We start from the raw sequence: 21,680 nt of genomic DNA, 5'->3' as shown, positions 1-21,680 counted from the left end.
GTGACCGCAAGGCCACTGCTGTTCGTCGGAGCAGGCGGACTCACCCGCGAGACCCTCGCGGCGGTCCGCCTCCTCCCGGAGACGTGGAACCCGATCGGGGCCCTCGACGACTCCACCGCCCTGCACGGCACCCTGGTCGACGGGGTGCCCGTGCTGGGCGGGATAGACACCCTGGCTGATCATCCGGAAGCGGCCGTCGTGCTGTGCATCGCGAATGCGCGACGGTCGCTCGTCCGGCTGAACGTGGCCAGGAAGCTCGATCTGCCGGACGAGCGGTGGGCGACCATCGTGCACCCGGCAGCCGTCACGTCCGGTGCCTCCATCGGCGCCGGATCCGTTCTGCTGGCGGGAGTCGTCATCACGACCCCGCTTTCGATCGGCAAGCACGTGGTGGCCATGCCCCACGTGCTGATCACCCACGACGACGAGGTGTCGGACGGCGTCACGTTCGCCGGCCGCGCCTCGCTCGCCGGGTCCGTGCACGTGGGTGAGGCCGCGTACCTGGGGCAGGGAGCCCTGGTGCGCGAGGGGGTGAAGATCGGCGCCGGTGCCGTGATCGGCATGGGAGCCGTTGTCCTGCAGGACGTTCCGGCAGGAGAGACGTGGGCCGGTGTGCCGGCCCGCCCGTTGCGTGGGGAGAGCGCGTGATCGAGATTCCGCTGGTGGACCTGCGTGCGCAGCACGAGCAGGTGGCCGACGAGGTGGCCGACGGCTGGGCAGAGGTGCTCAAGACGACGGCCTTCATCGGCGGCCCCCAGGTCGCCCGGTTCGAGTCGGAATTCGGTGCCTACCAGGAGGTTCCGCACGTCATCGGTGTCGGCAACGGCACCGACGCGATCGAACTGGCGCTGCGCGCGCTGGGCGTCGGCCACGGCGACGAGGTCGTGCTGCCCGCCAACACCTTCATCGCCACGGCCGAGGCCGTCGCCCGCTGCGGCGCGACGCCCGTGCTCGTGGACTGCGTGGACGACACGCTGCTGATCGACACCACGCAGGTGTCCTCTGTGGTCACTTCGCGCACCAAAGCCGTTGTGCCCGTGCACCTCTACGGCCAGGCCGCTCCCGTCGAGCTGCTGCCCGCCGGGGTGCCGGTCGTCGAGGACGCCGCCCAGGCCCAGGGCGCCCGCCGCAACGGCGTGGCGATCGGTGGTCTCGGCGTCGCGGCCGCGACCTCGTTCTACCCCGGCAAGAACCTCGGCGCGTACGGCGACGGCGGTGCCGTGCTGACCACTTCGGACGCTGTGAACGAGTCCGTGCGGTTGCTGCGCGAGCACGGTTCGCCGCGCAAGTACGAGCACCCGGTGCTCGGCTTCAACAGCCGCCTCGACACGCTGCAGGCCGTTGTCCTGTCGGCGAAGCTGCGTCGCCTGGAGGCCTGGAACCAGGCCCGGCGCGCGGCCGCGTCCCGCTACACCGAGATGCTCGCCGACGTGGAGGGCGTGCGGACGCCGGTGGTCCTCGACGGCAACCTGCCCGTCTGGCACCTCTACGTCGTCCGCGTCGCCGAGCGCGACCGGGTGCTGAAGGCGTTGCACGAGTCCGGGATCGGCGCGGGCATCCACTACCCGACGCCGCTGCACAAGACCGGCGCGTTCGCTCACCTGTCCGGGTCGTTCCCGGTGGCCGAGGAGTCGGCCGCGGAGATCCTGTCGCTGCCGCTGTTCCCGGAGATCACCGAGGCGCAGCAGGCCCGCGTGGTCGCGGCACTGAAGGAGGCGCTCTGATGACCGGTGTCCGCGTGCACCCCCACGGCCTCTGCGAATCGGACGACGTCGGCGACGGCACGCGCGTGTGGGCGTTCGCGCACGTGCTGCCGGGCGCGCGCATCGGCCGTGACTGCAACATCTGCGACGGCGCGTTCGTCGAGTCGCGGGCCGTGCTGGGCAACAACGTGACGGTCAAGAACGGCACGCTGGTCTTCGACGGCGTGACGTGCGAGGACGACGTGTTCCTCGGCCCGAACGTCCTGTTCACCAACGACCTGCGCCCGCGCGCCCACGTCAAGAAGACCGGGGACGCGCTGGAGACCACGCTGGTGCGTCGTGGAGCCACTTTGGGCGCGGGCACGGTCGTGGTGTGCGGCACGGAGATCGGCGAGCACGCGTTCGCCGCGGCCGGTTCGGTTGTCACGAAGTCGGTGCCCGCGCACGCCTTCGTGGCGGGCAACCCGGCCGTCGTCAAGGGCTGGGTCTGCGCGTGCGGCGTGAGGCTCTCAGGTGATCTCTCCTGCCCCGAGTGCGGAACCCGGCACGAGGAGACCCCCGACGGCCTGAAAGCCGTCTGAGCACACACCGAGGCCCCCGGAATCCGGGGGCCTCGGTCGTTGTGCCGGGTAGCTCCTAGTCCGTCCAGGTGGCCGCCAGCGCGAGCAACCGTTCGGCGAACGCGTCGGTGCCGCACAGCTCGGGATCGAGGCCGAAATGATCCTGGATCTCGTACCAGAGGAACTCCGACAGCGACGCGCGGGTGGCGCCGTGAGTGAGCTTGTCCCAGAGCGGGGCGAGCAGGCAGTCGTACTCGTCGTCGACGACATCGGCGACCCCGACCGGGTCCCACTGGTTGAGCAGATGACGCAGGTTGGCCTGGCGGTGGCCATCGGCCACGGGGTCGTCGATCACTCCGGTACCCACTCGCCGAGCTGCTCGAGCACGCGCACGTCGCCGTCCACCTTCAACGGCTCCAGCCCGCCCCGCCCGTAGAACACCATCAGGAAGTCGTGCGCGGCACCCTCGGCCGTCGCGTCCGGCGCGGTGCCGTCCGGCTCGACGACCCGCGCGCCCTCCGCGGACAACCTGATCCGCCACTGACCGCCCTCGGTCAGGTGATAGTCGACGAGGGCCGGGGCGTGCGGCCACGGGCTCGACGTCGAGAAGCACGTCATCAGGAACTCGTCGACGCCGTCCACCGCGATCTCCGCCGGGATCGGCTGCGGGGCGCCCACCGCGAGCTGGGCGTCGTAGGTGTGGGCGGCGACCTCGTGCAGCTGGCGGCGGGCCGCGGTGGCGACGATCAGCGGCGACTGCGACTCGCCCCACCAGCCCCAGCACTCCTGCTCCGGTCCGGCCGCCTCCAGCGCGTCGAGGAGCAGCCGGGTCGACTCCGCCATCCACTCCACCAGGCCTTCGCGCGGCGCCTGCACCGGCGTCCGCTCGGTGAGGCCGTCGGTGACGAGGCCCGCCCACTTGCGGCGGCCGTCGCCCAGGTGTTGGACGAGGTCGAACAACGTCCAGCCGGGGCAGGTGGGGACGGGCGCGCCGAGGTCGGGGGCGGCGGCGATGGTGGAGCAGAACGCGGTGGTCCGTTCCTCGATCAGGCGGAGCAGTTCGGGGAACGCCAGAGGGGTGTGCACGTTTGCTGTCTATCACCGACGTTTACCGGTCTGCCAGCGGTTTTAGCGTCCGTTTTCACCCGAATGAGCCGTTTGTTGGAGCTGCTTCAACAGTTAGCGTCCGGGAGATGACTGCGATCATTTCCACCGCGTACAGCCGCGATCTGGGCGACGAACTGCGCAGCTTGAGGGAATCCTGCACCGGGTTCGGTGGGCGCGCGATGGCGGCCAAGCTGGGGTGGGACCCGAGCAAGGTCTCGACCATCGAGAACGGCAAGGTCCGGCCGACCGAGATCGACCTCGCCCAGTACCTGGCGGTCTGCGGCAAAGGCCTCGACTACCTCAACGACTTCGCCAACCGCTACCGCCACGCCTTCGACCTGTACTTCGTGCAGGTGCCGGACAACCTGCGCACGCTCGCCATGGTCGAGGCGATGGCCACGAAGATCTTCGCCTACGAGGTTGTGGCTGTCCCCGGCCTCCTGCAGACCGAGGCCTACGCCCGCGCGATGTTCCTGGAAACCGCCCTGGAAGCTCTCGACGAGGTGGAGCGCTTCGTGGCGTTGAGGATGGAGAGGCAGTCGATCTGGCAGCGGCCCTATCGTCCCGCGAGCGTCTTCTTCATCCACGAGCTGGCGCTTCGCTTGCGGATCGGCGACCCGAAGGTCATGGAGGACCAGTATCTCCGCCTTCTGTTCAACGCTCACGTCGTGCGGATCGTGCCGGCGAACGCGGTGGGCCTCGCGATGCAGTCGAAGCGCACGCTGTTCGAGTTCGGCAAGGCTGCACCCGTGATCTACGGGGAGACGGACGTGGCCAAGGTCTTCGCGCAGGAGGCCGCCGCCGTGGCGACGGCCAGGAAGCTCTTCGAGCGGTTGGATGCGGTCGCTTTGGATGAGGAACAATCTCGGAACATGCTGGCGGCGTACGCCGGCGGACTTCGAGAGGACCCTCATGGCCTGCGAACGGACCTGGCGTAAGAGCTCCCACAGCGGCGGTACTGGTGACAGCGACTGCGTCGAGGTGTCGCTCGCTCAGGACGCGTTGGTGCGGGACTCGAAGAACGCGAGTGGGGACGTCCTCGCGTTCTCGGTCTCTGCCTGGCGGAGTCTGGTCAGCTGGTTGAGCTGAACTCGGCGCTTGCGTGCGGCGACGCTGAGCGCCAGCCTTTCCGCCGACATGTCGCGCCAGCTCCTTGGACCGGGGACGGGGGTGTCCGTGGCGACGTTCGAAGAGATCGCCGATGGCCTGGATCGCGTCGTGAGCAAGGCCGACGAGTTGAACGCCGCCCTGGCGGAAGCGGGGCGTCTCGCCGACGAAGCAGCGAGACTGCTGACCGAGGTCATGCGGGGATCCGGTCACACCGAGTACGAGTTCACCGCGGCGGTTCAGGCGTGGTCTGAGGTAGCCGACGGGGTTGCGCGACTGTCTGAGATCATCGCTGTCGGGTGTCAACGGGTTGAGTCGTACCGCGCGACCCTCAGTGGTGCCGGCCCCGCGCTGCCACCGATGGTTTCCGGCCAGACGGCGCCGAGCGTGCCGCCACCCATGCCCCCTGAACCGACCTGGATCGATCGGCAGCGAGAGCAGCTTCCGACTTACGTCACCAGCGGGTTCTACCGGGATCGGGACGGCAACTCCGATGTGGTGCAAAGCGGTCAGGACGCACAGGGTGAGTATCAGGCGATCGCTGAACACCTGCGGACCGAGGGCTTCCCGCGAACCGGGCCAGGCAGGGTCACCACCGGTGAGCACGTGAAGGGCAAGGTGGCGTGGCGACTCCGCAACAGTGGTGACACGCACGTCGACCTGGTCATCAACTTTCCGATGTGCGCTGGTCCTTACTCCTGCAAGAACCTCGTACCCTTCATCCTGAAACCGGGGCAGTCCATGACGGTGCATGATCCGAGTAAGACTCGTAGTTTCCACGGCAGGAGCACAAGTTGAAGCACGCTCTCGACTTCTGGTACTTCACGGAAACGAGCGATGCGGACGATCCCGTCACCGTGGAGTCGAGCGCCGATCTCGATCGCGTCCTCGGCGAGGTGTTCGCGCACAAGCAGTTCCACCCGACGGTTGTCTGTGTGAAGGACCGTCCCACTTGCGATGGCCCCCTGAACCTGCCAGATCATCAGCTCAAGTTCGACCTCGACGTGGATCGCCACGTTGCGGCGATCCACGTCATGGGGCTTCCCGGCTTCCTACCGGCCGACGATCGGGTCGACACGCATGTCGAGGGGGAAGAGGCCGAGGGTGTAATGCGGGCCTGGGTCACGAAGGGCTCGTGCGCATCAGGCACGGCTGTTGGTCGTCCAGACGATCACGAGGCCGAGCTGTTCGTGGACTTCGACACCCGTACGCGGTTCCCAGCCGATGCTGCCATCTCATGGGAGAAGCTGTGCGAGGCGCTGAAGGAGCTGGCCGAAACAGGCCAGCGTCCCACGTGTGTGGAGTGGCAGGAGTCGGACGTCTTCTGAACGGAGCCTGCAGCTGACCATGGTCAGCTGGCTGAGCTGACCTCCGCCGCCTTGCGTTCGTCGGCCTCGCGTTTGGCTATTCGCAGCAGCGCGCCCGACACGCCGATCAGCATGAACGTCATCCCGGTAGCGACGCTGAACGCGAGCTCGTCGAACGTCGCCGCCCCCAGCGCGGACGTGAGCAAAGCCGCCACCAGGCACATCGCGATGCCGCGGATGTCCTCGTCGCGGGACAGCGCGCGCGCCCTCAAAGCAGCGAAGATGCCGCCCAGGAACAGCAGCACGAACGCGATCAGGCCGAGGTAGCCGTTCTCGATCATCGTGAGCAGGTACTGGTTGTCGAGGATCGTGTACTTCGACGGCAGGAACGTGCCGAAGCCCCGGCCTAGCCACGGGTGCTTGGCGATCTCCAGCCACGCGCCGTCGTAGTCCTTGGTGCGGCCCTGGAACGACGGGTCGTCCTCGATGTTGGAGAACATCGACGTGACCGTGCCGAACAGGCCCGGCACGACGACCGAGGCGCCGCCGAGGAACACCCCGCCGACGCCGAGCAGCGGCAGACCGCGTTCGCGGGGCAGCAGGATCGCCATCACGATGCCGGTGATCACGAGTCCGAGGATCGCGGTGCGCGAGAGCGACAGGATCGACATCAGCGCCAGCAACGACAACGCGAGCCACCAGCGGCCGACGGGTTCGCCCTTGTCCTTGGCGCGGAACACCATGTGCGCGGCGAACGGCACGCCGAGCACGCACACCAGACCGAACTCGATCGGGTGGTTCACCGTGCCGGCCGGTCTGAAGAAGATCGACCGCGACTCCAGCGCCGAGTAGCCGTTGTCCTGCACGCGCAGGCCCGGCAGCGTGATGTACGAGGCCAGGTCGAGGCCCAGGCCGAACTGGAACAGGCCGACGAACGCGCTGACCGTCAGGCACGCCACCATCACCCGCAGCGCGCGGCTCAGCCGGTCACCGGTGCGGACGCCGTCGCAGATGAACACCGCGAGCGCCGACATCGACACGATCCTGATCAACGCCGAGTCCGACACCGACAGCTCGTCGATCGGCAGGTACCGCCGTGTCGCCAAAGCGTAGGTGGCCAGGTGCAGCATCACGTAGATCGCGAGGATCGTGCGGACGGCGTTGCGGCCCTTGGCCATGCCGAGGTGGTCGACCAGGTGGGCGGCGAACCACACCACCATGAGGCACATCGCCACGAACAACGCCGGGGGCAGCGTGATCGGGACGAACGCGATCGTGAACCGGGCGGGGACGACGAGCAGCGCCACCATGTAGAAGATGAGGAGAGTGGCGCCGTCGGCTCGCTGGGCGGTCAGTCGTCTTTCGTCGGCCATGCCGGGTCAGGTTTGGGAGCGGCGATGATGACGGTCTTCTGGTGCGCGTTCGGCATGCCCTGGGGCACCGGGCGCTGGGGCTGGTTCTGCGGCGGGCCGCCGTTGCCGTTGCCGTTCGGCTGAGGTTGCGACTGGGGCCGGACCGGGGGAAGCGGGGCCGGCGTGGTGTCCTTCTCGGACGGTGCCGGGTCCTTGTCGTCCTTGTCCTCTTTGCCCTTCGCGTCCTTGCCGTCCTTGCGGCGCTTCGCCCTGACCATGATCGAGTCGGCGGCGAACGTCGACGCGAGTGTCAACAGCAGCAGCACGACCGTGGCAGCGCCGACGTACCGCACCTTGCCGCCGATCTTGGCCGACGCCGTCGTCGGCTTCACCAGGACCTGCGCGGAGATGAACGTCGATTCGGGAGCGTTGAGCGCCTTCTGCTGCGCCGCGAGCTCCGCGACGGTCTTGTCGAGCACCTTGCCGACGAGCGCCTCGGCGGACTCGGCCGAGTCCGACTCGGTCGTGACGAACAGCAGCGGGCCGCCCACCGGGCCGGTGTTGGCGGTGTAGACGGACGTGGATCCCTTGCCCGCCAGCTCTTCCGCGGTCTTCGGGTCGCCGAGGATCTGGGTGAGGATCTGCGCGGTCGTCGTGAGGCTGCCGTCGAACTGCAACAGGGGATTGCCCCTGACCACGTCCTCCGGCTTGGTGTTCGGGGTGACCCGGCCACCGGCCGCGGGGGAGGTGAGGACCAGCACGCCGGTCGACTCGTACCGCGTGGGCACGGTGACGTAGACGTACAGCGCGAGGATCCCCGTGAGCAGCACTGCGGGCACGGCGATGTACCACCGCCGCCGCAGCACTCGTACGGTTCCCCAGAAGTCCATCAAAATCCCCGATCCGCGGCTCGGTCTTGCGAACGCACTGTTCGTAGGGTATCGCCTGCTAGGAAAATCGGGGTGAGCTGCCAACTGTTACAGGCCGTAGCTGACGAGCGATGAAGGAAGGGAATCCAGGAGGCAGCATGCGTGCAGGACGTCTGACCGTGACCATCGCGGCCATTCTCGTGGTCATCGGTGGCACAACGGCTTACGTCGTGACAGCGGCCACCGACGCGAAGCAGCCCGCGGGCACCGAACAGGTGTCGCAGGCCAAGACCGGCGATCTTCTCTTCGTCGATCTCGCGGGTGGCCAGAACCGGGTCGAGAAGCTCGCCGACGGCGGCGCCCGCACCCCGACCGAGCTGGCCTGCCAGCGGTATTACGCCGCCGGTGGCACCAGCGTGTGCCTCAAGCTCTCCGGGCCCGGGCCGACCTACGCCGCCGAGGTGAGCCGCGACGGCAAGGTCGTGAAGTCCATCGGACTGCCGGGCATCCCGAGCCGCGCGAAGGTCTCGCAGTCCGGGAACGTGGTGTCCTGGACCAGTTTCGTCACAGGTGACTCGTACTCGGTCCCCGGAGGCTTTTCCACCCGAACGGGTTTCTACGACCTGCGCACGGGGGAGACCGCCGAGTCGCTCGAACACTTCGCCGCCACTGTGGAGGGTGCTCCGCTCACGGCCAGTGACGCCAACTACTGGGGCCTGACCGTCGGTTCGGACGACAAGACGTTCTACGCGACGCTCGCCAGCGGTGGCTTCACCTGGCTGGTCAAGGGAGATCTGACGACCAAGGCCGTGACGTCGTTGCGCCGTGACGCGGAATGTCCGTCGCTGTCGCCGGACGGCACGAAGGTCGCCTACAAGAAGCGCATCGGCCGTCTCGGACCGTGGGACCTCGCGGTGCTCGACCTCGCCACCAACGAGGAGAAGCGCCTGCCGGGCACCGCGGGCATCGACGACCAGGCGACGTGGCTGAACGCCTCGGAACTCGCGTTCGCCGCCGTGCCGAAGGACGCCAAGCTGCCCGCGGTTCACGTCGCTCCCGTCGACGGGTCGCAGCCCGCGCGCGTGCTGATTCCCGAGGCCACGTCGCCCTCGCCGGTCATGTAGGTCACGTGGCGAGTTCGCGGCGGAGCACCTTCTCGAGTTCATGGCCTGCCGCATCCCAGGACCGTCCCTCCACACTGGACGCGGCCGCGCGGGCGGTCGCGTCGAAGTCGGGCGTGGTGACCACTTCGGACAACGCACGCGCCAGTGAGTGCGGGGTGGGCGTCGCGTACCGGACGTGGTCGTTGTCCAGGACTACGCGGTTGAAGTGCGCGTCGTTCACCACGGGGATGCATCCGGCCGCGAGCATCTCGTGCGGCACCAGGGACACGTTGGTCATCGACAGCGACAACCCGGCGAAGCAACGGTTGTAGATGGCGTTCAGCTCGTCCGGTGTGACGAGGCCGTGGTCGACGAACTGCGGTCCTATTTGGCCGATCTTCTCGCCGTACACGTGGATCTTGAGGTCCGGGTGCCGCTGGGCGAACACCTCGAGCGCGAGCAGGCCGAGTTCGAACGCCCGGCGCGGAGCCTTCCTGCGGGCGTAGAAGACGATGCCGTCACGCTGGTCGTCGCCGAGCTTGTACCGGTCGGCGTCGCAGCCGAAGTCGAAGTGGTCGGCCGGCATGCCGTGCTCGTCGCGGACCTTGTCGGCGAGGAACCGCCCGGCCGTGAAGCCGTGCATGCCCATCCGGTAGGTGTTCTCCGCCAGCGCGTACAGGCCGCCCTGCGGGTAGAACCACGGTTCGTAGTCCTGCACGAGGTAGAACCTCTTGCCGGCGCACGGGTCGTTGAACGCCGGGTACGCGGTGATCCACGCCGTGCTGAACACCGCGTGCGCGTCCGCCATGCCGTCCGTGACGTCGTGGATCTCGCCCTTGAAGAACGGGAACGCCGCTCTGATGCCGGGCTCGAGGTCGGCGACGGTGTTGCCGAACGTGTCGTACAGGTAGAGCTTGCAGTCGTGGCCGATCGACTCCAGGTGCCGGATGAGCCGGAACATGGTGGTGTGGCCGCCGGACCCCTGGGACGGGGGCGTGGTGACCCAGTTGATCGTGAGCCTGCCGTCGTGCGGGATCGGCGGTACGACAACGGGTTTGCGTTGCTCGACGTCGGCCCTGCGCACGTCCTCCAGCCGGACGGGCAACTCCTCGCCCTCGACCCCGAGCCGTCGCGTCGCGGCCGTGAGCAGCCGCGCGCCGAGTTGCTTCGCGCCCTGCTCGCGGACGATCTTCGTGACCTGCCTGAGCCGTCTCACGCGCCTGCTCTCTTCTTCAGCACCGCAATGATTTCGTGCCGCATCGGGAACACCACGACCGCGTACGCGAGACACGCCGCCGCGCCGCCGACGAGGATCTGGAGGAGTTGGCTGTCGATCACGTTCCGGATCGCCAGCACCACCGCGACCATCACCACGCCACCGAGGAACGGCCGCAGCAGCCGGACGCCGAGCGCCCCGGCCCTGATCCCGTACGGCTTGAACGTGATCAGGTACGCGGGCGTGATGATCAGCACCGCCACGACGACGTGCGCCGCCGCCACCCCGCGGATGCCGTCGAGGTGCGCGCCGACCGCCAGCAACGGCACGAGCGCGCCGAGCCACACGAGGTGGATCACGAGGATCGCCTTGGACCGCCCGGCCGACGCGAGGAAGTCGTAGCCGAGTTCGAGCGCGACTCGCACCGCGCCGAGGAGCACCAGGAGTGCCAACGCGGCCGCCGCGGGTGCCCACCGTTCGCCGTACACGACCCGGATCAGCGGTTCGGCCAACGCCGCGAGCAGCACGCACGCCGGCACCGTCACGAGGGCCAACAACCCGAGCGCGCGCCCGAACGCCTTCTGGAACAACTCGGGGTCTTCGCGCACCTTGGAGAACGCCGCCAGCGACACGCTCCGGACCGGGGCGCTGAACGCCGCCACCGGCCAGCTCGCGAGGTTGAACGCCAGCAGGTAGAAACCGAGCGGCACCGTCCCGAGGACGGCGCCGACGACGATGTAGTCGACGTTCATCACGCCGAAGATGAGCAGGCTCGACCCCGCCAGCGGTAAGCCGAACGCGAGGAGTTCCTTCGCCTGCACCGGATTCCAGCCGGGCCGGAACCGCTCCTTGGTGAGCCAGAACATGATGACGGCCGCGCTGAGGTTCTGCGCGATCCGCTGCCACGCGAGGCTCCACGCGCCGAAGCCCATGATCGCCAGCACCACGGCCACCGCCGTGCCGCAGACGAACGCGGCCGTGTCGGCGTAGAACTTGTGGTCCTGCCGGAAGTTGCGCTGCATCATCGCGCCGGGCACGGCGGTGGCGCCGGCGATCACGAGCGCGATCGACATGAGTTGGATGACGCCGGTCGCCTCGGGGGCGTCCATGGCGTTGGAGAACCAGGGCGCGCCGACGACGCAGATCAACGCCAGCAGACCGCCCGACGCCAGCGAGAGCGTCGTGACGGTCGGGGCCATCTCCTCGACGGGGCCGTTGTGGCGGACCAGGGCCGCGCTGACGCCGAGTTCGGAGACGCTGAGGACGATGTTGAGGACGACCAGGGCGACCGCGAAGACACCGAACTGCTCGGGCGCGATCAGCCGGGCCAGCAGGATGCTGATGCCGACGGCGGCGAGGCGTTGCAGCAGGGAGTTGACGGCGCTCCAGCGGATCGCCGAGGAGACGCGGCCTTCGAGGCCGGGGGGAGGGGCCGCGGGGGAGTCGTCGGTGGCGACCCGGCCGGGCTCTTCCTGCTCGACCTTGCTCACCGCTCGCCCCGCCACTTCCACTTTTGCGTGCCCACCCACAACTTCGCTCTCTTCACCGCGTGCGGGGCGAGGAAGAGTTGAGTCCTGCTCAGGAATTCCGGGCTGAACTTCTTGCGCCGCTGCAGCGCCCTGTACTCCGGCAGCGTCTCCAGCTCCGGGTAGGTCTCGCGGGCGAAGTCGAGGAGTTCCTGCTCGGTGCCGTCGAGCTGGTTGCGGTCGTGCAGCCGCACCGCGCGCCACAACGCGTCCGCGGCGATCGCCTTGCGCGCCATCGACCGCAGCCGTCCCGGCAGTCCGGGGTTCTCGGCCAGCACCAGGTCGAACACGTCGCGCCGCTGCTCCAGGTCGGCGAACACCGACTTGAACGTCGTGCGCATCATCGAGTTGTCGTGCACCCGGTAGTACGCGCCGGGCTTGCCGCTGACGTAGCCGATGTCGGACACGGCCGCGATCCGCAGCCACATCTCGAGGTCACCCGCGTGGGGGAGGTCGGCGCGGTAGCCGCCCACCTTCTGCTGCACCTTCGTGCGCACCACGACCTCGGGCGAGGAGATCACGTTGCGGCTGCTGCGGAAGCGGTTCTCGATCCACTCCTCGCCGCGCCACACCTTCGACGTGGCCGGCAGCTGGGTGATCTTCGGCAGCGCGTCGTGGTCGCTGTAGTAGACGACCCGGCCGTAGACCATGCCCACCTCGGGGTTCTGCTCGAACACCGCGGCGGCGCGCTGCAACGCTCCCGGCGCCAGCAGGTCGTCCGCGGACAGCAGGACCGTGTAGTCGGCGGTCGCCCAGTCCAGCAGGCCCTCGTTGTAGGTGGCGATGTGGCCCTTGTTCACCTCGTGCCGGTAGCCCTCGACGCGCTTGTCGGCGGCCATCAGCTCGGCCATCACCTCAGGGGTGTTGTCCGAGGACGTGTCGTCGATCACGAGCACGCGCACGTCCACGCCCGGCTGGTCGAGGACGCTGCGGACGCAGGTCGGCAGGAAGTGGGCGTAGTTGTAACAGGGGATCACGACGTCCACTGTGGGAAGCGTTGGCACAACCTACCTATCGGTATCCCCGCGCATTCGTTAGCGCCGCAACGTTTTGGGTCCGAGTCACGATGTAGGGGTGACCGGAGTAAGGGGAGTCATGGCCGACCACGTCATCCTGACGCGCTTCAACCTGCCTTCGAAGGGCGCCGAAAGTTACGTCCGGGCAAAGGAAGGATGGCTGACCGAACGCGTTGCGCTGTTCGAGCGCTACTGCCTGCCATCGGTGCTCGCGCAGACGGACAAACGGACGCGTTGGCTCATCTATTTCGACCCCGAATCACCGCAATGGCTCAAGGACAAAATCGCGCAACACGGCGACGCGTACACGCCCGTTTACCGTCCGGAAGTGTCGCGGGAAGAGCTCAGATCGGACATCCGGTCGCTTTTCGGGCAGGTCGGCGAAGAACTCATCACCACCAACCTGGACAACGACGACGGCCTCGCGGTCGACTTCGTGGAACGCCTCTGCGCCGCCCCGCGCCCGACCACGACCGCGGCGTACTACCTGGTCAACGGCCTGATCAAGTCGCCGGGCGGCCTCTACCGCCAGGTCGACAGGCACAACGCGTTCGTCAGCGTCCGCGAGTCCTGGGACGAGCCCGTCACGTGCTGGGCGCACTGGCACAACCACATGCACCTGCACTTCCCGGTGGTCGAGCTCGAGGGCGCGCCCGGCTGGTTGCAGGTCGTGCACGGCGGCAACGTGTCGAACCGCACGCGTGGCCGGCTCGTCTCGCCCGAGCCCTACAAGGCCTCGTTCGGTGACTCGCTCGACGACGTGTCGGAGCCCAACACGCTGGCGGTCGCCCAGGACCGGCTGGTGGACCAGCCGATCCGGTTCGTCCGCGACTCCGGCCGCGTCGCCGCCAAGAACGCCGCCATGAAGGTCCTCGGCAAGGGCGGCTTCGAGAAGATCAAGCAGAAGCTGGCGTCTCGCGGTTGAGTCCTCCGCTCCCGCTCACGAGCGCTTTTCTCGTGAGCGGGAGCGGACTTACTTTTGTTCTTGAATCAACGCAGCCACGATGAGGGTCACGGTGAGTGCGCACAGCGCCACCGTGACGCTCAGCGAGAAGTTCGAGTACTGCAGGAGCAGTCCGAAAGCGACGGACGAAACGAGACGCCCCAGCGCCTGGCCCGTCTGCACCACGGAAAGCCCGGACGCGCGCAACGACTCCGGTGCCGTCTCGCTCACCTTGGCCGACAGCACGCCGTCCGTCGCCGCGTAGAACAACCCGTGCAGCAGCAGTGCGACGATCGCCACACCCATGCCGCCCTCGGGGATGAACAGCAGCGCGTACACGCCCAGCAACAACGCGTGCCCGGCCAGGAACATCCGCCAGCGCCCCACCCGGTCCGAGAGCTTCCCGAGCGGCGTGGCGGCCGCGAGGAAGACGATCGCCGTGCCGAGCGGGAGCAGGGGCAGGTAGCTGAGCGAGATGTTCGTGGCCTTCTGCACCAGCACGTAGACGAACGCGTCCGACACCGTGGCGAGGCCGAGCATGCCCGCGGAGATCGTGGTCCGCCGGAACTGCCGGTCGGTCAGCAGGTTGAGGCCCGCGCGGAACGACGGCCGCGGCCCCTTCGGCTTCTTGTCGGTCGGCGTGTCCCGCACGAACGCGATCAGCACGATCAACCCGATGATCGCGAACGCCGCCGACACCGCGAAGATCGGCCCCGGCACGGTGCCGATCTGGAAGAGCAGCACGAACGTGATGAGCGGCCCGATCAGCGCGCCGAACGTGTCCATGGTGCGGTGCACGCCGAACGCCGCCCCGAGCCGGTCCTCCGGCGTCGCGAGGGAGATCATCGCGTCGCGCGGCGCCGTCCGGATGCCTTTACCTGCCCGGTCTGCGGCCATCAGTGCGCCGATGCCCAGCGGGGACGCGCCGACCAGCGGGAAGAACACCTTCGTCACGGCCGACAGCCCGTAGCCCGCGGCCGCGACGGCCTTGGGCTTGCGGAACTTGTCCGAAAGACCGCCGCCGACCAGCCGCAGCACCGCCGTGGCGCCGGTGTAGATGCCGTCCAGCAGGCCGAACTGCGCGTAGCCGAGGTTCAGCGTGAACAGCAGGTACACCGGCATGAACGCGGTGATCATCTCGGCGGAGACGTCGGTCAGCAGGCTGACCGTGCCGAGCGCGAACACCGTGCCGGGCAACCGCTTGCGGAAGTCCGTCTTGGACGGTCGGGAGGACGCGACGTACATGGGCACCTACCAGCTGAGCGTTTGGTGCCACACCTCAAGAGACAGCAGCGTCCAGATGCGCGGCTGCTCGTTGCGGTCACCCGAGTCGTGGTCGTCGAGCAGCGATCGCACCGCTGCCCGGTCGAAGGTCTTGCCCACGAACGACGTGGGGCCGGTGAGCAGGTCGTAGGCCATGTCCCGCAGGCCGTCGCGGAACCAGGCGTCGAGCGGCACCTTGAAGCCGGACTTCGGCCGGTCGACGATGTCGGCCGGCAGGTGCTGGCGCGCGACCTCCTTGACGACCCACTTGGTCGTGCCGCCGCGCACCTTCACGTTGCTGGGCAGCGAGAACGCGAGCTCGGCGACCCGGTGGTCGAGGAACGGCGGGCGCAGTTCCAGGGACGCGGCCATCGACATGCGGTCGCCGCGTTCCAGCAGGTTGTCGGCGAGCCAGGTGTGCGAGTCGGCGTAGAGCATGCGGCTCAACGCGTCGCCGCGGCCGTTCTCGTACGGCGCGAGCACCGAGCGGGTCGCCGGGCCGCCGAGCAGCGCCGCCCGTTCGGACACCGTGAACGGGGCGAACCAGCCGCGCATGCGTTCGGCGTAGGACGGCTCGGCGATGGCCCGCAGCGCGATGCCCAGCCGTGCCTTCGACGCCGGCAGCGCCTTCTCGATGCGCTTCAACGCCGCCGACGGCGCGAACCCGGCGAGGCGGGTGGCCTGGGCGAAGCGGTACTTGGGGTAGCCGCCGAACAGCTCGTCGCTGCCCTCGCCGGACAGCACGACCTTGACGTCCTTGCGCGCGAGTTCGGCGAGCCGGAACACGGCCACGTCGGCCGGTTCGGACAGCGGCGCGTCGCGGTGCCAGGAGAGTTTGGCCCAGCTGTCGCGGAAGTCGTCGGCCGTGACGATCACGTTGTGGTGGTTGCTGCCGACGAGCTTCGCGACCTTCTCGGCGTGGTGGATCTCGTCCACGCGCGGGTCGCCGAAGCCGGCGGAGAACGTGTGCAGCTCCGCGTCACCGCGTTCCCGGGCCACCAGAGCCGTGATGAGCGACGAGTCGACCCCGCCGGACAGGTAGGCGCCGACCGGCACGTCCGCGACCAGAGCGTCGCGCACAGAGGCCGTGAGGGCCTCGTCCACGAGCCGCACGGCCTCCTCGGGCGTGACGGACCGGATCTCCGACTCGCGCGGCAGTTCCCAGTACGCCTCGGTGCGGACCTGACCCTTGGCCGTGACGACCAGGTGGTGGCCCTGCGGCACCTTCCGCACGCCTCTGACCAGCGTGTACGGGGCGGGCACCGAGCGGTGCGCCAGGTAGTCGTGCAACGACTCGTGGTCGACCTCGGCCGCGCCGATCGCGGGCAGCAGCGCCTTGATCTCGGACGCGAACGCGAACTGGTTGCCGTCGACGTAGTAGTACAGCGGCAGGATGCCGAGCCGGTCGCGGAACAGGTGCGTTTCGTTCGTGTGCTCGTCGTGGATCGCGTACGCGAACTGGCCGCGCAGCTTCTCGACGGCCTTGGGGCCGTGCTGTTCGTAGAGCGCCAGCAGGACCTCGGTGTCGCCGTTCGTGCGGAACGGGTAGCTGAGCTCCTCGCGCAACTGCCGGTAGTTCAGGATCTCGCCGTTGAACGCGATCTGCGTGGTGCCTGACGCGCCCGCCATCGGCTGCGGCGACCCGGCCAGGTCGATGATCGACAGCCGGGTGTGCGCGAAGCCGATCGAGCCGTCGGACCAGAACCCGCTGTCGTCCGGGCCGCGGTGGTGCAGCCGCTTCGCCATCTCGGCGAGCACCTCGCGCGAGACGGGAGCGCCGTCGAACCGTCTGATGCCTGCGATGCCGCACATGTCTAGCGCTCCCCAGAAGAGGATTTTTCAGCGATCTGCATGAGCTCACGCGCCCGGGAGTCCCACGACGAGGTGAGCACGGCCGCGCGGCGTTCGGCCGGGGTCTTCAGGCCGCCGTCCTTGAGCGTGAGGCGGATCTGGTCGATGAAGTCGGCCTCGCCCTGGGCGATCCGGATGACGTCGCCGTACCGCTCGACCTCGGGGAAGTCCGTCGACACGACGGCCAGGCCCAGGGCCAGGTACTCCTTCATCTTGATCGGGTTGGCGTGCTTGATCCAGTCGTTGTCGAGCCACGGCATCAGCGCCACGTCGAACCCGCTGCCGTAGCCGGGGATCGTGTCGTAGGTGCGGAAGTCGAGCCAGTGCACGTTGGGGTACTTGTCGTAGCGCTCCATCGAGCACGTGGCGTCGCCGATCAGCACCACGGACGCTTCGGGGAACTCCTGCGCGACCTTCTCGATCAGGTCGAAGTCGACGAGGTAGTCGTCGAGGCTGCCGAAGAAGCCGATCCGCGGACCGGGGATGCTCGCGATGTCCGCGGGCAGGTCGGTGCGGCGGGTGAAGTGGTCGACGTCCACGCCGTGGTCGAGGAAGTGCGCCCGGTTGCCGGTGAGCTTCGACTCCTCTTCCTGGAGAGCGCGGCTCACGTACAGCACGGTGTCCGAATTGGACAGCAGCTGGTTCTCCAGGGCGGCGATCGTGCCCTGGTCGGCCTCGGGGAACGCCGAGTGCCGGTCGGAGCGGTTGAAGATCAGGCCCTTGGTCTTCATCGGTTCCACGACGTCCCAGGCGGTGGGGATCGTGGCGACGACGACCGGCGTGCCCATGCGCAGGAAGAAGCACACGGCCTTGACCTGGGTGCGGACCAGCACGGAGTTCAGCTTGCGCAGCCACGGCTTGCCGTAGAACGGCAGGGGAGCGGGCGTCATCACGTAGAAGTTCGGCGTGTCCTCGATCGGACGGCGCACGAGCTTCGCGACGCTGGCCGCCTTGCGGAGGATGCGGCGCAGGAACTGCGTGCTCTTGCCCGGCGACGGCATCCGCAGGCCGATGCTGTTGACCAGCAACACCTTGCGGTGCTTGGCGACCCGGCGCAGCAGCTGGAAGTCGGAGTGGGCACGGTTGTGGTACCACCAGTCCTGCGCGGAGAAGCACAGGTAGCTCGGTCCCTCGGAGGCGACTTCCTCCGGCCAGCGACGCATGCTGAACAGCCCTTTCAACGCGGTGCGGTGCTTCGGCGACCGCGCGCGAAGCCCTTCGTTCACGACCATGGCGAGCCACATGAAGGCGGCGGCGAACCTGCCGTGCAGCTCGCGGTGCAGGCGGACCTTGTTCGAGGTGAGCATCGACCACAGCCGGGCGTTCGTGGAGACCTCGCCGCCGATGTGCGTGACGACGGCGCGCGGCTCGAACCAGACACCGCCGGCCCGCATCATGTACTCGGTTTCCTCCGAATAGAGGAAGTAGCGTTCGTCCAAAAGGCCGTGCTGCTCGACGACCTCGCGCTTGACCAGCCACGCGCAGCCCGTCGCCCAGTCGGCGTGGTGGGCGCCCTGGTAGGCCTTGGCGTCCGTGACGGTCTCGCCGAGGCCGATGCCGCCTGCCCGGCCGCCACCGATGAGAGCCTCGGCGAGGGCGCCCGGCGCGGTCGGCTTGCGGCGCAGCGAGAGCGAGAGCGCGCCGGATTCGTCCACGAGTTTGGGCGCGACGATCGGTTTGTCCGCAGCGCGCAGTGATTCCACGGCTCCTGGGTGCAACCGGATGTCGGCGTTCAGGATGAGGACGTCATGTCCTTCTGCCGCTTTGATGCCCAAATTCACACCGGCGGCGTATCCACCGTTGACCGGACTGCGCACGATTTCCACGCCGGGGCGAGTGGCGGCCGCCACAGTTCCGTCGGTGGAAGCGTTGTCTACGACGATCACTTTCACGTCATCCGGCAGCGAGTCAAGACATCCGCCGATGACCTGTTCGCTCTGGTAAGTGACGATGACCACCGCGACAGGTGACCGCTCCACAACCGCTCCTCGCTTTGGGGCCTCTGCGCCTACATCGAGTGTTTTGCAACCTCCGTTACGAGATTGAGGTTGCATGTAACCGTTTGGCCTTCCAGAACGAGAACCAGAGCGTGACGTCATCGCCTCACGTGTTGATCATCGTGCAGAACCTCCCCGTGCCGTTGGACCGCCGGGTGTGGCTGGAATGCCGCGCCCTGACCAACGCCGGGTACGAGGTTTCGGTGATCTGCCCCAAGGGTCCGGGTGATCCCGCCTACCAACTCCTCGACGGAGTGCACATCTACAAGTACGCTCCGCCGCCCCAGGCCGAGGGCGCGCTGGGCTACGCCTGGGAGTTCCTCTACTGCTGGGTGCGCACGGCGTTGCTGAGCGTGAAGGTGCGCGGCCGCAGGCGGTTCGACGTCATGCAGGCGTGCAACCCGCCGGACACCTACTGGGCGTTGGCTCTGCTGTGGCGTTTGGGTGGCGTCAAGTTCGTCTTCGACCACCACGACCTCAACCCCGAGGTGTTCCTGTCGCGCTTCGGCGAGCCCACCGGGTTCGCGGGCAAGACGCAGTACCGGATCTTGAAGTGGCTGGAGCGCCGGACGTTCCGCACGGCCAACCGGGTGACGTCGACCAACACCTCGTACCAGAAGATCGCGTGGACGCGGGGTTCCGTGCCGCCCGAGCACACCACCGTCGTGCGCTCCGGCCCGGACACGACCGTGATGCGGCCTGTCGAGGGCGTGGACGAACTCCGACGCGGCGGCAAACACTTGGTGGCCTATCTCGGAATCATGGGACCGCAGGACGGCGTCGACGGAGTCCTGGAAGTCGCACGGAGAGTTGTTTTCGACCGCGGGCGCACCGACGTCCGGTTCGCGCTGCTGGGCTTCGGCGACTGCCTGGAAGACCTGAAGAAGCAGGCCACGGCCTGGGGGCTTGATCCTTACGTCGAGTTCACCGGACGGGTTGGGCCCGAACAGATCACGCGCTACCTGTCGACGTCGTCGGTCGGACTGGGCCCGGATCCGTTGTCGCCTTTGAACGACGTGTCCACTATGAACAAGACCATGGAGTACATGGCCTACGCGCTGCCGGTCGTCACGTACCGGTTGCAGGAGACCGTGGTGTCCGCGGGCGAGTGCGCCGTGCTGGTCGAACCGGGTGACGTCGAGGGCTTCACGACGGCGTTGCTCGACCTGCTCGACGACGCGGAACGCCGTGCGCGCCTGGGCTTCGAGGGCCGCCGCCGCTGCGAGTCGGTGCTCGACTGGCGCCCGCAGGCCGAGAACTACGTGGGCGTGTTCGACGGGCTCACCGGCTTCGTCTCGCGCGGCCCGTTCCCCGACGGCCGTCCCGAACTCGGGGCCGGCGTCGACCAGTGGGGCAACAAGATGATCGACGTGAGCGACGACGCCGTGCTCCGCGCGTTCGCCGTGAACCGAACGGGAGAATGATGTTCGTCAGAAGGATCGCTGTCGTCGGCACCGGCTACGTCGGTCTGACCACCGGTGCCTGCCTCGCCTCGCTGGGCCACCGCGTGGTGTGCGCGGACGTCGACGAGTCGAAGGTCGAGCGGCTCTCGCGCGGTGAGGTCGACATCCTCGAACCGCGTCTTGCCGAACTCGTCGCCGAGGGTTTGGCCTCCGGTCGCCTTTCGTTCGTGCTGGGCGCTTCCGCCGCGGTGGCCGACGCCGAGGTCGTGTTCCTGTGCGTGCCGACCCCGATGGGTGTCGGTGGCATCGCGGACCTGCAGGCCGTCGAGTCCGTTGTGGACGAAACGCGCGACCTGCTGCCGTCGGGCACCGTGATCGTCAACAAGTCGACCGTGCCGGTCGGTACCTCGATCCGCACCGCCGAGCTGCTGCGCCGCGACGACGTCGCCGTCGTGTCGAACCCCGAGTTCCTGCGCGAGGGCTCGGCCGTGCACGACTTCCTGAACCCCGACCGCATCGTCGTCGGTTGCGACCAGCAGGACGCGGCCGAGCGCGTGGCCGCTCTGTACGCCCGCCTGGGCGCGCCGACGGTGCTGACCGACGCGGCCTCGGCCGAGATGGTCAAGTACGCGGCGAACTGCTTCCTCGCGATGAAGCTCTCGTACGTCAACGCGGTCGCCGAACTGTGCGAGCGCCTCGGTGCGAACATCACCGACGTCACCGAGGGCATGGGCTACGACAAGCGCATCGGCCAGGCGTTCCTCAACCCCGGCCCCGGCTGGGGTGGCTCGTGCCTGCCCAAGGACACGCACGCGATGCTCCAGGTCGCGGACGCCGCCGACTTCGAGTTCCGTCTGCTGCGCGCCACGATCGACACCAACGAGCGCCAGCGCCAGCGCATGGTCGAGAAGGTCCGCCTGGCCGTCACCGGCAAGCGCGGCGGCTCTCTTTCCCACGTGCGCCTGGGTCTTCTGGGCCTGACGTTCAAGGCGGGCACGGACGACCTGCGCGACTCGCCGGCCCTCGCGGTGGCGGCGTTGCTGAAGCAGGCCGGTGCCGAGCTGGTCGGCTACGACCCGGCGTTGGCGGGCGGCTCGGATCTGGGTGCTGTGTCCGTTGTGGACGATCCGTACGTGGCGGCGAAGGACGTCGACGCACTGGTCGTCTTGACCGAGTGGCCCGAGTTCCGCTCGTTGGACTGGGCACGTCTCGCGGAGACCGTGCGGCAGCCCGTTGTCGTTGACACGCGCAACCTTTTGGACCCGGACGTGCTGCGTCGCGCGGGTCTCACGTGCACGTCGCTCGGGCGCCGCTGAGTCCTTTTGAGACTGTCCATTTAGCTCAATGGGGTGACTGG

Annotated in this window: 21 protein-coding genes; 11 read left to right on the top strand and 10 right to left on the bottom strand. The window is 68.2% G+C overall.

The genetic code is table 11. The annotated features are described in order from the left end of the window. Genes JNUCC0626_RS18975 through JNUCC0626_RS18965 form a run of 3 tightly spaced genes read left to right on the top strand, consistent with a single transcriptional unit; the run spans position 1 to position 2,284 of the window. Positions 1–648: an acetyltransferase gene (locus JNUCC0626_RS18975; protein ID WP_394621095.1), complete on the top strand. Its 648-nt coding sequence runs from the start codon at positions 1–3 to the stop codon at positions 646–648. Beyond that, positions 645–1,724 carry a DegT/DnrJ/EryC1/StrS family aminotransferase gene (locus tag JNUCC0626_RS18970; RefSeq protein WP_394621094.1) on the top strand — a complete coding sequence of 360 codons (1,080 nt, stop codon included), beginning with the start codon at positions 645–647 and terminating at the stop codon, positions 1,722–1,724. The genes JNUCC0626_RS18975 and JNUCC0626_RS18970 overlap by 4 nt, the downstream gene beginning before the upstream one ends. Continuing rightward, entirely contained in the window at positions 1,724–2,284 is a 561-nt protein-coding gene (locus JNUCC0626_RS18965) for an acyltransferase (protein ID WP_394621093.1), read from the top strand. The genes JNUCC0626_RS18970 and JNUCC0626_RS18965 overlap by 1 nt, the downstream gene beginning before the upstream one ends. Before the next feature lie 55 nt (positions 2,285–2,339). Here the strand turns inward: JNUCC0626_RS18965 and JNUCC0626_RS18960 are convergent, their stop codons facing one another. Both JNUCC0626_RS18960 and JNUCC0626_RS18955 read right to left on the bottom strand, forming a co-directional pair. Beyond that, a complete protein-coding gene (locus JNUCC0626_RS18960) occupies positions 2,340–2,630 on the bottom strand; it encodes a hypothetical protein (protein ID WP_394621092.1) in 291 nt (96 codons plus the stop codon). Beyond that, positions 2,615–3,349, bottom strand: a complete 735-nt coding sequence (locus JNUCC0626_RS18955; protein WP_394621091.1) for a maleylpyruvate isomerase family mycothiol-dependent enzyme — start codon at positions 3,347–3,349, stop codon at positions 2,615–2,617. The genes JNUCC0626_RS18960 and JNUCC0626_RS18955 overlap by 16 nt, the downstream gene beginning before the upstream one ends. A gap of 107 nt (positions 3,350–3,456) precedes the next feature. Between JNUCC0626_RS18955 and JNUCC0626_RS18950 the strand changes: the two genes are divergently transcribed. From JNUCC0626_RS18950 to JNUCC0626_RS18935, 4 genes are all read left to right on the top strand, one after another. Continuing rightward, positions 3,457–4,308 carry a helix-turn-helix domain-containing protein gene (locus JNUCC0626_RS18950; protein WP_394621090.1) on the top strand — a complete coding sequence of 284 codons (852 nt, stop codon included), beginning with the start codon at positions 3,457–3,459 and terminating at the stop codon, positions 4,306–4,308. After that, positions 4,208–4,459, top strand: coding sequence for a DUF397 domain-containing protein (locus JNUCC0626_RS18945; RefSeq protein ID WP_394621089.1), 252 nt, complete (start codon positions 4,208–4,210; stop codon positions 4,457–4,459). The genes JNUCC0626_RS18950 and JNUCC0626_RS18945 overlap by 101 nt, the downstream gene beginning before the upstream one ends. A gap of 87 nt (positions 4,460–4,546) precedes the next feature. Further along, positions 4,547–5,275 carry a DddA-like double-stranded DNA deaminase toxin gene (locus JNUCC0626_RS18940; protein ID WP_394621088.1) on the top strand — a complete coding sequence of 243 codons (729 nt, stop codon included), beginning with the start codon at positions 4,547–4,549 and terminating at the stop codon, positions 5,273–5,275. Further along, positions 5,272–5,805 carry an Imm1 family immunity protein gene (locus JNUCC0626_RS18935; protein ID WP_394621087.1) on the top strand — a complete coding sequence of 178 codons (534 nt, stop codon included), beginning with the start codon at positions 5,272–5,274 and terminating at the stop codon, positions 5,803–5,805. Before JNUCC0626_RS18940 ends, JNUCC0626_RS18935 begins: the two co-directional genes overlap by 4 nt. Before the next feature lie 23 nt (positions 5,806–5,828). On the opposite strand, the gene JNUCC0626_RS18930 is transcribed toward JNUCC0626_RS18935, so the two are convergent. Beyond that, the gene (locus JNUCC0626_RS18930; RefSeq protein ID WP_394621086.1) at positions 5,829–7,157 is read right to left on the bottom strand and encodes an O-antigen ligase family protein; all 1,329 of its coding nucleotides are present in this window, start codon (positions 7,155–7,157) and stop codon (positions 5,829–5,831) included. After that, positions 7,136–8,026: a hypothetical protein gene (locus JNUCC0626_RS18925; RefSeq protein WP_394621085.1), complete on the bottom strand. Its 891-nt coding sequence runs from the start codon at positions 8,024–8,026 to the stop codon at positions 7,136–7,138. Before JNUCC0626_RS18925 ends, JNUCC0626_RS18930 begins: the two co-directional genes overlap by 22 nt. A gap of 137 nt (positions 8,027–8,163) precedes the next feature. On the opposite strand from JNUCC0626_RS18925, the gene JNUCC0626_RS18920 reads away from it, so the two are divergent. After that, entirely contained in the window at positions 8,164–9,129 is a 966-nt protein-coding gene (locus JNUCC0626_RS18920; protein ID WP_394621084.1) for a TolB family protein, read from the top strand. Between the two features lies 1 nt (position 9,130). On the opposite strand, the gene JNUCC0626_RS18915 is transcribed toward JNUCC0626_RS18920, so the two are convergent. From JNUCC0626_RS18915 to JNUCC0626_RS18905, 3 genes are read right to left on the bottom strand one after another with little or no spacing between them, the layout of a single operon-like run. After that, entirely contained in the window at positions 9,131–10,324 is a 1,194-nt protein-coding gene (locus JNUCC0626_RS18915; protein ID WP_394621083.1) for a glycosyltransferase family 1 protein, read from the bottom strand. Then, positions 10,321–11,814, bottom strand: coding sequence for a lipopolysaccharide biosynthesis protein (locus JNUCC0626_RS18910; RefSeq protein WP_394621082.1), 1,494 nt, complete (start codon positions 11,812–11,814; stop codon positions 10,321–10,323). The genes JNUCC0626_RS18915 and JNUCC0626_RS18910 overlap by 4 nt, the downstream gene beginning before the upstream one ends. Next, positions 11,811–12,836: a glycosyltransferase gene (locus JNUCC0626_RS18905; RefSeq protein WP_394621081.1), complete on the bottom strand. Its 1,026-nt coding sequence runs from the start codon at positions 12,834–12,836 to the stop codon at positions 11,811–11,813. Before JNUCC0626_RS18905 ends, JNUCC0626_RS18910 begins: the two co-directional genes overlap by 4 nt. A gap of 109 nt (positions 12,837–12,945) precedes the next feature. On the opposite strand from JNUCC0626_RS18905, the gene JNUCC0626_RS18900 reads away from it, so the two are divergent. Then, positions 12,946–13,791: a glycosyltransferase gene (locus JNUCC0626_RS18900; RefSeq protein WP_394621080.1), complete on the top strand. Its 846-nt coding sequence runs from the start codon at positions 12,946–12,948 to the stop codon at positions 13,789–13,791. Positions 13,792–13,839: 48 nt separating this feature from the next. On the opposite strand, the gene JNUCC0626_RS18895 is transcribed toward JNUCC0626_RS18900, so the two are convergent. From JNUCC0626_RS18895 to JNUCC0626_RS18885, 3 genes are read right to left on the bottom strand one after another with little or no spacing between them, the layout of a single operon-like run. Next, the gene (locus JNUCC0626_RS18895) at positions 13,840–15,054 is read right to left on the bottom strand and encodes an MFS transporter (protein ID WP_394621079.1); all 1,215 of its coding nucleotides are present in this window, start codon (positions 15,052–15,054) and stop codon (positions 13,840–13,842) included. Positions 15,055–15,060: 6 nt separating this feature from the next. After that, positions 15,061–16,884, bottom strand: coding sequence for an asparagine synthase (glutamine-hydrolyzing) (asnB, locus tag JNUCC0626_RS18890; RefSeq protein ID WP_394621078.1), 1,824 nt, complete (start codon positions 16,882–16,884; stop codon positions 15,061–15,063). Positions 16,885–16,886: 2 nt separating this feature from the next. Next, positions 16,887–18,902: a glycosyltransferase gene (locus JNUCC0626_RS18885; RefSeq protein ID WP_394621077.1), complete on the bottom strand. Its 2,016-nt coding sequence runs from the start codon at positions 18,900–18,902 to the stop codon at positions 16,887–16,889. 110 nt (positions 18,903–19,012) lie between these two features. Between JNUCC0626_RS18885 and JNUCC0626_RS18880 the strand changes: the two genes are divergently transcribed. Together JNUCC0626_RS18880 and JNUCC0626_RS18875 are read left to right on the top strand one after the other, a co-directional pair. Continuing rightward, complete coding sequence (locus JNUCC0626_RS18880; RefSeq protein WP_394621076.1) at positions 19,013–20,344, top strand: glycosyltransferase family 4 protein; 1,332 nt, start codon at positions 19,013–19,015, stop codon at positions 20,342–20,344. Then, positions 20,344–21,639: a UDP-glucose dehydrogenase family protein gene (locus JNUCC0626_RS18875; RefSeq protein ID WP_394621075.1), complete on the top strand. Its 1,296-nt coding sequence runs from the start codon at positions 20,344–20,346 to the stop codon at positions 21,637–21,639. The genes JNUCC0626_RS18880 and JNUCC0626_RS18875 overlap by 1 nt, the downstream gene beginning before the upstream one ends. Positions 21,640–21,680: the final 41 nt, after the last annotated feature.

The sequence above is a fragment of the Lentzea sp. JNUCC 0626 genome (assembly GCF_043632865.1).
Taxonomy (GTDB): domain Bacteria; phylum Actinomycetota; class Actinomycetes; order Mycobacteriales; family Pseudonocardiaceae; genus Lentzea.
This window is presented reverse-complemented; position numbering and strand designations above follow the sequence as displayed.